The organism is Paraburkholderia sp. GAS199 (genome assembly GCF_050436585.1).
Classification (GTDB): Bacteria; Pseudomonadota; Gammaproteobacteria; order Burkholderiales; family Burkholderiaceae; genus Paraburkholderia.
Window position 1 is genome coordinate 546,233 of sequence record NZ_JBNDMM010000006.1, and the last position, 11,169, is coordinate 557,401.

Here is an 11,169-nt window from a genome sequence, read left to right on the forward strand (position 1 = left end):
CGCTGCCGGTGAATCTCTGACGCTTAGTGCACGCCACCCGCCGAAATGGCTTCCGCGTACACCGACGCGACCCGCTTCGCGATCACCGAATTATCGAAATTGGCGCGCGCGTAGGCACGGCATGCGTCCGAATCCGGCAGTTTCAGCGTGCCGTTCAGCGCGCCCGCGAGTCCGTCGGCAATCGCTTTCGCGCCCGTTTCCGGCAGCACCAGATTCGGCGACAACCCGGCCACGGCTTCCGGCAAACCGCCTACCGGCGTGACCAGCACCGGCGTGCCCGACGCGAGCGATTCCACGGTAATCAGGCCAAAACCTTCCAGCGCGACAGTCGGCACCACGCTGATATTGGCCGCGCGATACAGCGCCGCGAGATGCTGATCGGGCACGAAACCCAGCAGCTTCACGTTGTTTTCCAGACCCGCCTCGGCAATGCGCGCCTGCAATTCGCCTTCGAGCCGGCCCTTGCCCGCGATCAGCAACAACACGTCGGGCTGGCTGCGGCGCAGCAGTTTCACCGCGTCGATCAGGTCTTCGAGACCCATGCGGCGCACGAGGCGACGCACGGCCAGCACGATCGGCCGGTCTTGCGGCAGTTGCAGTTTCAGACGCGCCTCGGCCGGCGAGATCGGCAGATTGAACTGCTCCACGTCGACGCAGCCCGGCACCACCCGCACGCGCTCCGGCGAGATGCGATAACGCGAGGTCAGAATCTTGCCGAACGCATCCGACAGCACGATGAGTCGCGACGAGCGCGCGTACACGGATTGCTCCAGGTAGCGCTTCGCACGCTGACCGAGCGAGTCGGCGCCTTCAACGTGACTTTCGTCGGCCCACGGTCCCTGAAAATGCGAGACCTGCGGAATACCGCGTGTCACGTCGAGACCCGGAAACGTGTAAAGCGCAAAGTGCGAAGAGATGACATCGGGACGCGACGTGTCGATCTCCTGACGCAGCGCGCGGCGCGCGGCCATCAAACGCAGCGGCAGCGATTGCGCGGCGGAGCCGAAACCGTTGATGGCGCCGCCCGTGTCCTGGGCCACTTTCGGCGAGCCGGCCACTACGCCGCGCACCGCGACGCCCGCGCCCGGCAACGCGCCGACCAGCGAGTAGTACATGCGGTCGAGGCCGCCCGCGCGTTCCGGGAACCAGTGCATGCCGATCTGCAGCGATTTGATGGATTTCGTCGTCATGGTTGTGACCCCTGTGCGTTCTGAGAATAGTGTCGTTTGGCTGGCGTGCGGATAGGTGTCGGACATGCTCACTCCGCGCGCTCGTGGCCGGCCAGCGTGTTGAGCGTCAGCGCGTCGGTTCTGGCGGCCACCGTGGCCTCCGCTTCGCTGCGCCGGCGATGTGTCTGCTCGCCCGCAAGCTGCCGGTACAGCGCGATGTACTGCGCGGCCATGCGCGCCCAGCCGAAGCCCGTGGCGAGTTCGTTGGCGGCCACGCCCATGGCGCGACGCGCTTTGTCGTTTTCCGCAAGACGCCCAACGGCTGCGGCGAGCGCGCGCGGATCGTCCGGATCGTCGAGCACGATGCCGCATTCCGGCGTGATGATTTCAGCGCCGCCCGCGGTGCGCGCCGTGACCACCGGCAGCCCGGCCGCCATCGCTTCGAGCAGCGAGAGGCTCATCGCTTCGTAGCGCGACGGAAACACGAAGGCATCGACCGAATGCATCAGGACCGGCATCTCCTTCACGAGCCCCAGAAAATGCACGCGATGCGCGATGCCCAGCGCTTTCGCTTCTTCCGGATACGGACTGCCCGGCAGATAACCGGCCACGGCAATCTGCACATGCTCGGGCAGATGCTTGAGTGCCTTGAGCACGGTGCCGAGGTTTTTACGCGGCGTGCGCAGATCGCCCACGAACAGCAGCAGGAATGCGTCGGCGGGCAAGCCGAATTTCGCGCGGTCGCCCGAGGCGGCGGCGAAGCCCGCGGTGTCCACGCCGTTGTAGATCACGTCCACGCGGTTGTTCGGCGTGAGCCCGATCGCGCGAATTTCGTCGGCCACTTTCTGCGAGACCGCCGTGATGACCTTCGAGCGACGGTAGGCCCAACGCTCCAGCAGTGCATTGCAGCGCGTGTAGATCGACTGATACGCGGACCACACGCCCTTGGTCAGACCGAACGGATAGTACTTGCTGCCGAACCAGCCGCTATGCACGAAGTGCGAGGTGTTGACGTCGGCGGGCATCCACGTGATGAAGCCGTTGACGTGCAGCACGTCGAATTCGCGGCGATGCGCGCGCAGCCACATCGCGCTCTTGAACGCGAACACCTGCTGGCGCAGCAGATTGGTGGGCCACCATTTGCCGATTCTGACCGGCGCCCAGCGGACATTCGGATGAGCGAGCAGATCCGGCGCAACGTGCGAGGCCACCAGCGTGACGCCGATGTTCTCGTCGAGCGCGGCGCGCGCGATCTCGTGGTTGACGCGGCCCTGGCCGTCGTTATGGCGCACGACGTGCGTGACAATGGCGACTCTCAATCAGTGCCTCCGTGAGAAATGTGCGTGTGGGACGAACCGGCGGCCATGCTGGCGAACCGGCTCGCGCGGTTGATTTTTTCGTAATGCACCGCGGAAAGAATCGAGAAAACACTCATGAAAAGCAGCAGGCCGCCGGTGCCGACCAGCGAATTGGTGAACACCAGCATCGCGAAGGTTGCGCAACTCAGGCTCATGCAGGCGGAGACGAACTTGTCGTTGCGCAGCTTGAACGAGGCGAGCACGGCGCGCACCAGCAGCCACACGATGCCCGACATGTAGAGCAGTGTGCCGGGCCAGCCGAGCACGAACGGGATATTCATCACGCCGCTGTCGAAGTTGCCGTACTGGCCGAGCTGGCCGCCGTCGTTCGAGAGCTTGGTGGAGGTGCCGGTGGCGCCCATGCCTTCGCCGGACACATCGGTGAAGGCGGTTTTGGCGAAGTTCGCGTAGAACTCGTTGCGCGCGGCGTAACTCTGGTCGTCGTTCAGATTGACGATGGTGCTCAGACGCGCCTGCATCCGCTCGGCTACCGGGCCGACCGCCAGCAGCGGCACGCAGAGCCCGGCCAGCAGCACGGCGCTCGCCACGATCCGCACCCGCACCTTGTTATTCGACTTGACCAGCTGGATCAGCAAGGCGATGACCCAGCCGCCCCAGGTGGAGCGCACGAGGCTCAGCGCGAACGAAAAGAAGCCGAGCGCCGCCGCGACCCAGCGCACCCGGTGAGTCGCGGCCATCACGAAGACCATCGCGCCCATCATCGCGAACGCGAACGGTCCCGACGAATTCATGGTGCTGAACACGCGCACGCCCATCGGCACCGGATCGCCCTGCGAGTTCATCTGCGAGCCCAGCATCCACAGCGCGTCCCACTGCGGCATGATGAAAAACTGGATCAGCCCGTAGCCGCCCATCGCCAGCATGCCCCAGATGAACGTATTGACGATGGTGTCGCGGTACTTCGGGTACTCGCGAGTGTGGGCCATGATGTGAAAGCCGATCAGGATCGGATACAGCCAGTTGGCCAGATCGTAGGTGGCGGCGAGCGGGCCGCTCGACATCACGCCGATCATGAACGCATAGGCGAGCCCGAGCAGCACGAGCAGCACCGGCAGGCCGCGCCGCTGCGAAAGCAGCCGGTAATAGCGCAGCAGCGAGAACGCGCTGATCATGGTGACCGCGAGCGGCGCGACCTGGATCAGGCTGGTGGGCGTGAACGATCCCTTCGACCAGTCGGCGAGACGTCGCACTTCGGGGCTCAGAAACCACAGCCACCACATGAAGCCGATGTAGCGCGCCGGGCTTTTGAAATACAGCCAGAGGCCGGTGAGAATCGCCAGCAACGGAAACGCGAGCGTGAGCACCGTGCCCTGATGCGCGCCGATCAGCAGCGTCGTGACGAACCACAGCAGCGCCTCCGGCAACCATTCCTTGCGGCTTTTGCCGGGCGTGCGCGCGGCTTCGTTCGCGCCATGGGTGCTTCGCGCCAGGGTCGACATCGTTCAGAGTCCTCCGCGCGACTGACGCGCCGGACGCTCGGCTTCCGCCACGCCCGCCGCCGTCGCCATGCCGGCCGCCGAGCGCACGCGCGACGCCGCCCTCGCCCGCAGCATGTCCTGCGTGACGCGCACGTGCTGCATCGCGTAATGCTGCGTGGTGAGGTCGCGCGAGAGCAGACCGCTTGCGGCCGCCTGCGCCTGACGCAGCGCTTCCATCGGCTCGGCGACGAGGCGGTCTACGGCATCGCGCAAGGCCTGCGGGTTGAACGGCGGCACGTAGGACGCTTCGCCCGCCGGGAAATAGTCCTGCAACGCGCCGACGTTGGTCGCCACCATCGGCTTGCCGAGCGCGGCCGCTTCGAGCATCACGGTGATGCCCGAGGCGTGCGTGTTCGGCCGCAACGGCACGACGATCACGTCGGCCCAGTCATAGAGTTCGCGTTGCTTGACGATGCCCGAGAACAGCGCGATCTCGACATTCGTGGCCCGCAACGAAGCGGGAATGCGCCGCCGCGTCGCCAGCTTGACGGTGTAGCGCGGGTCGTTGCCGAAGGCGCGGATCAGGGTTTCCCAGTCGCGGTCGCGGTCGTTGCCGATCGCGGCGATGCGCAGCGGCGCGTGCGGCTTCCACGCGGTCGGCGCGGTCACGGGAAAGTCGCGCGTATTCAGACCGTAATGCAGCGACTTCGCCTCGCGCTGGAAATAGCGCTTGCAGAGTTCCGCGTTCTCGCTGGCGAGCGTGGTGAGCTGATCGGCACGCGCAATCAGCTTGCGATACAGCCAGCTGCGCACGATGCCGTAGGAAGGCCATTTATCGAGCAGCCAGACGCTTTGCGCGAGCAACAGGGGCCCTGCCTCGTCGCCGGACTTGCGGCCGCTCAGAAGCAGCATTAAAGCGGTGGAGAGCCATTCCTGCTCGGTGTGCGTCCAGATCACGTCGGAGCGCAGCATCTCGGCGCGGTTGCGCCAGGTGTGAATGAAGTCGAAACCGAGCGCCGCCTTCAACGCGCGGCGCAGCAGGCGCACCGGTTTGCTTTCGCGGGCGTCCTGCGAATAGGTCAGCTTGAACGCGTCCGATTCGGCGTGGTGATAGCCATACAGACAACCGATGTTGTCGCCCTGACGGTAAAAGCGCGGGTCGGCGCCGTAAAACAGATGAACGTGAACTTTCGTACTCATGCAGACACTCCGCTCTGCCGGTGGAAAGGAACAGCGGCGCGCGCGCAATCAGGCGCGTACCGCTGCACGAACGTGCAGGTCATGCAGACAGCCGGGCTCACGCGGCGCGCGACAGCGCCCGGCGCGCCTCGTGCGCGCCGGTGCGGACCGCGCGCCAGCGCGTGAGCTTCAGGCTCGCCTGCTTCGAGACGAGCGCGAGTGCGGCGTGCGTGAGCCCCGGATAGACGCGCGTGCCGACCAGCGTCCACCACCACCAGGCGGTTTCGCGGCGCAAGGGCGGCAACTGGTCGCGCAGGATCAGATGGAAATTGAAGGCGGCGTTGCGCAGCGCGGCCATGGTCTGCGCGTCGCGCCGGTCGTCGTCGAAACGTTCGGCGGGGAAATGATCGACCGCGACGCGCGGGTCGTACATCAGCTTCCAGCCGGCGTTCTTTACCGCGAGGCTGAAGGCCATGTCGTTGTGCACCTGGGCGCCGGCGCCGCGCAGGCGCTGATCGAAGCGGATGGTGCGCACCGCCTCGCGGCGGTAGCTCATGTTGGCGCCCTTCAGGATGTCTACCTCGCGGGCGCCGCCCACGCCGAGATGATGGTTGCCGATGATCTTGCCGTGCGCCGTGACCTTGCCCACCAGCGGACGCTCGCCGTCCAGCACGCGGCCTTTTTCGTGGACCCAGTCGCGCCCGCCGAGCGCGCCGAGACGCGCGTCGCCTTCGAATGCGGCGGCGATCCGCTCGACCCAGTCGGCGTGCGGCGCGGCGTCGTCGTCGGTGATGGCGATCACGTCGCCGCTGGCGGCGTCGAGTCCGCGATTGAGCGCCGCGACCTGGCCGGGCACCTCGACCAGCGCGATGGAAATCGGCAGCGCGCCGGGCACCGCCGGATCGCGCAGGCAGGCATGCGTTGCTTCGTCGTCGGCGCGCGCCACCACTACCACTTCATCGGGCGTGCGCGACTGCCGCTGCAGCGCTGCGAGGCAGCGCGCCAGATCGGCCGGGCGGCGGTAAGTCGGAACCAGTACCGTCACTTTCATCGTGATGTCCTCTGCTTGTCTTGTTTGCGCGTTGGGCATGAAACCGTGGCCGGGCTCAGGTGCTCAGATATTCCTGCACGGCGGCGTAGCTACGGTCGTAGCCGCCGCGCGAACGCGCCGGCATGCCGTTGAAAATGCCGCCCTGCACGTGCACGCCCGCTGCACGCAGACGCTTGAGCGCGTCGGTGATTTCGCCCTCGCTGTGCACGCCCGAACGCATCACGAAGAACGTCGAACCGGCGTACGCGCCGATGATCGACGCGTCGGTGACGGCGAGCACCGGCGGCGTGTCGATCAGGATCACGTCGTAGCGCTTGGCGAGGCCGTCGAGATATTGCGGCAGACGCGGCGACATCAGCAGCTCCGACGGATTCGGCGGACGGCGGCCGCACGAGATGAAACTCAGGCCGTCCACCACCGAACCGCGGATCGCCTCTTCCAGCGAGATCTGGCCGCTCAGCAGTTCCGACAGACCGTTGTCCTGCGGGCCGCCGAGATAACGTTCGAGCGCGCCGCGGCGCATATCGCCGTCGATCATCAGCACACGCTTGCCCGAATGCGCGAGCAGCACGGCGAGATTGACGGTCAGAAAGCTCTTGCCGACACCGGCCATCGGACCCGTGAGCATGACGATGCGATTGCGCGCGTCCATCATCGTGAACTGCATGGACGTGCGCAGGCTGCGCAGACTTTCCACGGTGACGTCTTTCGGACGCGCATTCGCCAGCACCGAACGCAGGCGCTCGCCGCCGCGCTCGAAGCCGGTTTCCAGCAACGCCTGCTCGGCGCTCAGCGGCACGAGGCCGAACACCGGCAGATGGAAAGCGCGCTCGATATGGTCGGGGTCGTCGATACCCTTGAACATGTTACGGCGCAGGAACACGAAACCCGTACCCGCGATCAGACCGAGAATCACCGCTGCCGAGAGAATCAGCACCTTCTTCGGCTTGACCGGCGCGCCCGGACGCATCGCTTCGTCGACGATATGCACGTTGCCGCCGGTGCCCGCCTTCTGCACGGACAACTCCTGCACGCGGTTCAGCAGCAGCACGTAGATGTCTTCGGCAACCTTCGCATCGCGCTGCAACTGCACGGCCTTCACTTCGGTGGCCGGCAGATCGCGGAAACGGTCCGCGTACTTGGCGCGTTGCGCCTGCAATTCGGCCATCTGTTCGCGCGCGGCCTTGATCATCGGATGGTCGTCGCCGTAGCGTTCGGTCATGGAGGCCATCTGCAGACGCAGGCCGGCGATCTGCTGCTCGTACTGCACGCTGCCTTCGAGGTAGACCTTGGCTTCGTCGCTCGCGTTGATCGAGCCGGACTGGCGCTGATAAGCGGTCAACGCGGCTTCGGCGCGCTCCAGATCGCTCTTCAGACGCGGCTCTTCGCTCTTCAGGAAGTCGAGCATCTTGCTCGCGTCGGCCTGCTTGCTCAGCACGTGCTGACGCACGTACGACTGCGCGAGCGCGTTCGCCACCAGCGCGGCATGCTCGGGGCTCTTGTCTTCCAGCGAGATCTGGATCACGCCGGTCTGCTTGCCCTGCTCCTGCACGGTAATGGCCGACTGGAACGCGGCGATCGCGTCGAGGTCGTTGGCACGCATCACGGTGAACTGCTCGCCCGGACGCGCGACCAGTTTGTTGACCAGCATCGTCACACCGCCGCCCTGCGCCTGCTGGCCGACCTGACCGCGCAACAGCAACGCGCCGTTGGCGGCAACCAGTTCGTAGTGCTGGTCGTCGATGGCCGTCATGGTCAGCTTCTGGCCTTCCAGTGCGGGAATCACGTCGATCGAATCGACGTCGGCTTCTTCACCGCCCCACGCATACGACGACAGACCCAGCCACGCACGCGCGGGCTGGCCCGGCGTGGCGAAGCGCGCGGCGATGCTGCCGAGCAGCGGGAAGGTTTTCGGCGCCACGCTGAAGTTCAGCTTCAGCTGCTGGACCACCGGACCGACCACGCCACGGCTCTTGATGATTTCGATTTCGGCGTCCGTGGGCAGCGAAGTCGAGCCGGTCGTGATGGCCGCGCCCGTCTGCGTCTGCGTGAGCGCCTGCGAGGTGTTGTCGGACTGCTCGACGCGCACGTGGGCGTCGGCCGAGTAGATCGGTTTGGCGAGGAAGCAGTACGCCCCCGCGATCCCGACGATCACCGCGGCGATGGCGATCAGCCACCAGATGTCGTCGATGATCACCTGCACCAGCTGGCCGAGGACGACGTCCTCTTCTTCGGTCCTGGCCGGTGCGACCATGTGCGGAGAAATTTGATTGTTCACAATTCGTTCCCGTAACGGTTGCGTTAGCGTGGGCTTGCTGCGTTTGCGTTGATGCTTGCGTTTGCATTTACTTCGGCTCCGCGCCCTGAGCGAGCGGCGCGGGCCTGTCGACAGCGCCGGAAGATCAGCGCGTCAGCTGCTTCAGGTAGAACAGCGTCTGCACGCTAGGCAAGACCTGCTGCAACACACGGTTGAAGGTGGTCGAAGCGGCGGTGCCCACGTACACGACATCGAGCGGCTGCAACTGGAACTGCGAGGACAGCATGATCGCGTCCGGTTGCGTCATGTCGAGGCGGTACACGTCCGGCGTGGTCGGATGATCCTTCATGCCGCGCATCACGAAGATCTGCCGCGGATTGGCGTCGGTATCGAGAATGCCGCCCGACTGCGTCAGCGCGTCGGCGATCGTCAGACGGCCCTTGAGCATCGGCACCTGGATCGGCGTTTTCACTTCACCCATCACGAAGATGCGGCTGTCGCTGCGATCCGGAATGTTGATCACATCGCCGCCCTGCAGCATCACGTCCTGGCTGGTGTCGCCCTTGTCGAGCATGCGGTTGGCGTCGAGCACGTACAGCTTCTTGTCGCGCGTCAGACGCACGCGCTGGATGTCGGCGTCATTGGTCGTGCCGCCGGAGCGCGTGATGGCGTCGACGAGCGTGAGCGGCACGTCGCTGACGGCGAGTGGACCGGGCGTTTTCACTTCGCCCGTCACCTGAATCTTCTGGCCGCGATACGACAGCACGCGCACGTCGACCTGCGGGTTGCGGATATAGCGCACGAGGCCGCTCGCGAGTTGATCGCGCACTTCGCCCACGGTTTTGCCCGCGGCGCGAATGCGGCCGACGAACGGGAAAAAGATCGTGCCGTCGGCGGCAATGGTCTGGCCGTACGGGTCGGCCTGTCCCGGCAAGGCAGCCGTGTACGGCTGCTGCAAGGCGCCGCCGATCGACTGCGTGGTGTTGCCGCCCGCCGAGAGCGTGCTGCCCTGCGGCGTGGTCAATTCAGGGTGATCCCATACGGTGATGCCGAGAATGTCCTGCGGCGAAAGACGGTACACGTATTGCGAAGGATCGCTGTAACGCGACACCGGCAGCGCCTGCTGCGCGGCACTGGCTTGCGCCTGCGCTTGCGCGGCCACCAGCGGGCCGTCGATCACGTGAACCGGATAGGTCTCGTTGGCGGCCTCGCCCTGATGCTGGCCGTCGTCTTTCAGACGGGAGGTGTCGAGATAGTTGCCGGGTGCGGTTGCGCAGGCCGACAGGAAAGAGGTCAGCAAAAGCGTGGCGGCGAACTTCGAGCGGACGTTCGCGAATGAGGTTGCAGTGAGTTTTTTCATCAGCATATTTTCTTCAGCCATCCCATGACCAGATGTTCGATGAGCACGAGACTCTCGCGATAAGCGGACTCTTCGCCGCCGTGCGGATCGGCGACGTCGGAGTCGTCCTCCCACTTGCCGAGCGGATAGACCTTGCCGCGCGAGGCCGGATCGAGCGCTTCGACGTCGCTCACCTGGGCGCGCTCGCTGACCAGCACCAGATCGGCGCTGCGCACGAGGCGGCGGTCGAGTCGCCGCGAATAGTGGATGCCGGAGGCGACGCCCTGCTCGGCGAGCAGGCGTCGCATGACCGGGTCCATGCCGTGACCGTTGACGGCGCGCAGGCCCGCGGAATGAAACGCGATCGGCGCTGAGGACGACCGCGACGCGGTGCGCCCCCGTGCCTTGAACAGCATTTCGGCAGCGGGCGAACGGCACACGTTGGCGTGGCAGACAATCAGAACGTTGGCGAACATAGCGGGCTCCTTGAGCGTATGAACGGGGACGCGGATCGGGCTTATTGGGGCTTGCCTGGGTAACGCGGGCCTAGCGCACGGCCTCGGCCAGCGCGGCCCGGCCGGCGCGCGCGGCATCCGCCGGCGAGCCGTTCGCGCCGACCTTCGCCGGTGCAATCCGCAGCGCATGCTGACGGCCGATCGCGTGATACTCGATACCGAGTTCGAGCAGTGCGTCCGGTTCGTACAGATTGCGGCCGTCGAAAATCAGCGGCGTCTTGAGCATGGTTTTCAACGCATCGAAATCCGGGCTCTTGAACACCTTCCACTCGGTCAGGATCACGAGCGCATCCACGCCTTCGGCGGCTTCCATTTCTTCGTTGACGAATTCGAGGCGCGCGTGCTGTTGCGGCACGTCCTTCAGATCCAGCGCGAAGACGCGCTTCGATTCGTCGATCGCGACCGGGTCGTAGGCCTTCACGCGCGCGCCGCGACGCAACAGCTCGGCGATCAGCGGACGGCTCGGCGCTTCGCGCATGTCGTCGGTGTTCGGCTTGAACGCCAGACCCCACACGCCGAAGCTGCGATCCGAGAGGTCCTCGCCCAGACGATCCACGATCTTGTGGGCAAGAATCTTCTTCTGCGTATCGTTCACGGCTTCCACCGCTTCGAGAATGCGCAGATTCGCTTTATGGTCCGCGGCCGTGCGGATCAGCGCCTGCACGTCTTTCGGGAAACACGAGCCGCCGTAGCCGCAACCGGCGTACAGGAAGTCGTAGCCGATACGCGGATCTGAGCCGATGCCGCGGCGCACCGCTTCGATATCCGCGCCCACGATGTCGGCCAGATTCGCCAGTTCGTTCATGTACGAGATGCGCGTGGCGAGCATCGCGTTGGCCGCGTATTTGGTGAATTCCGCCGA

The 11,169-nt window shown here is 65.5% G+C and carries 9 protein-coding genes; all 9 read right to left on the bottom strand.

Annotation, left to right across the window (positions count from 1 at the left end; all coding sequences use genetic code 11):
* Nucleotides 1-23: 23 nt before the first annotated feature.
* Nucleotides 24-1,190 carry a glycosyltransferase family 4 protein gene (locus P3T18_RS24380; RefSeq protein WP_429302524.1) on the bottom strand — a complete coding sequence of 389 codons (1,167 nt, stop codon included), beginning with the start codon at nt 1,188-1,190 and terminating at the stop codon, nt 24-26.
* A gap of 68 nt (nt 1,191-1,258) precedes the next feature.
* Nucleotides 1,259-2,488: a glycosyltransferase family 4 protein gene (locus P3T18_RS24385; protein ID WP_429302525.1), complete on the bottom strand. Its 1,230-nt coding sequence runs from the start codon at nt 2,486-2,488 to the stop codon at nt 1,259-1,261.
* Nucleotides 2,485-3,987 (bottom strand): glucose-6-phosphate isomerase, encoded by a 1,503-nt coding sequence (locus P3T18_RS24390; RefSeq protein ID WP_429302526.1) that lies wholly within the window; start codon nt 3,985-3,987, stop codon nt 2,485-2,487. Before P3T18_RS24390 ends, P3T18_RS24385 begins: the two co-directional genes overlap by 4 nt.
* A gap of 3 nt (nt 3,988-3,990) precedes the next feature.
* Nucleotides 3,991-5,166: a glycosyltransferase family 4 protein gene (locus tag P3T18_RS24395; protein WP_429302527.1), complete on the bottom strand. Its 1,176-nt coding sequence runs from the start codon at nt 5,164-5,166 to the stop codon at nt 3,991-3,993.
* Between the two features lie 97 nt (nt 5,167-5,263).
* Nucleotides 5,264-6,196 (bottom strand): glycosyltransferase family 2 protein, encoded by a 933-nt coding sequence (locus P3T18_RS24400; protein WP_429302528.1) that lies wholly within the window; start codon nt 6,194-6,196, stop codon nt 5,264-5,266.
* Between the two features lie 55 nt (nt 6,197-6,251).
* Nucleotides 6,252-8,450: a polysaccharide biosynthesis tyrosine autokinase gene (locus tag P3T18_RS24405; RefSeq protein ID WP_429302556.1), complete on the bottom strand. Its 2,199-nt coding sequence runs from the start codon at nt 8,448-8,450 to the stop codon at nt 6,252-6,254.
* A 148-nt stretch (nt 8,451-8,598) separates the two neighbouring features.
* Entirely contained in the window at nt 8,599-9,813 is a 1,215-nt protein-coding gene (locus P3T18_RS24410; RefSeq protein WP_429302529.1) for a polysaccharide biosynthesis/export family protein, read from the bottom strand.
* Nucleotides 9,813-10,268 carry a low molecular weight phosphotyrosine protein phosphatase gene (locus P3T18_RS24415; RefSeq protein WP_429302530.1) on the bottom strand — a complete coding sequence of 152 codons (456 nt, stop codon included), beginning with the start codon at nt 10,266-10,268 and terminating at the stop codon, nt 9,813-9,815. Before P3T18_RS24415 ends, P3T18_RS24410 begins: the two co-directional genes overlap by 1 nt.
* 70 nt (nt 10,269-10,338) lie before the next feature.
* Nucleotides 10,339-11,169, bottom strand: an 831-nt coding sequence (locus P3T18_RS24420) for a UDP-glucose dehydrogenase family protein (protein WP_429302531.1), incomplete at its 5' end; no start/stop codon positions are given.

What these genes read in the sequence shown, in the direction of transcription:
- P3T18_RS24380 (WP_429302524.1), bottom strand. Translation starts at nt 1,190, where the DNA reads ATGACGACGAAATCCATCAAATCGCTGCAGATCGGCATGCACTGGTTC.
- P3T18_RS24390 (WP_429302526.1), bottom strand. Translation starts at nt 3,987, where the DNA reads ATGTCGACCCTGGCGCGAAGCACCCATGGCGCGAACGAAGCCGCGCGC.
- P3T18_RS24395 (WP_429302527.1), bottom strand. Translation starts at nt 5,166, where the DNA reads ATGAGTACGAAAGTTCACGTTCATCTGTTTTACGGCGCCGACCCGCGC.
- P3T18_RS24400 (WP_429302528.1), bottom strand. Translation starts at nt 6,196, where the DNA reads ATGAAAGTGACGGTACTGGTTCCGACTTACCGCCGCCCGGCCGATCTG.
- P3T18_RS24405 (WP_429302556.1), bottom strand. Translation starts at nt 8,450, where the DNA reads ATGGTCGCACCGGCCAGGACCGAAGAAGAGGACGTCGTCCTCGGCCAG.
- P3T18_RS24410 (WP_429302529.1), bottom strand. Translation starts at nt 9,813, where the DNA reads ATGAAAAAACTCACTGCAACCTCATTCGCGAACGTCCGCTCGAAGTTC.
- P3T18_RS24415 (WP_429302530.1), bottom strand. Translation starts at nt 10,268, where the DNA reads ATGTTCGCCAACGTTCTGATTGTCTGCCACGCCAACGTGTGCCGTTCG.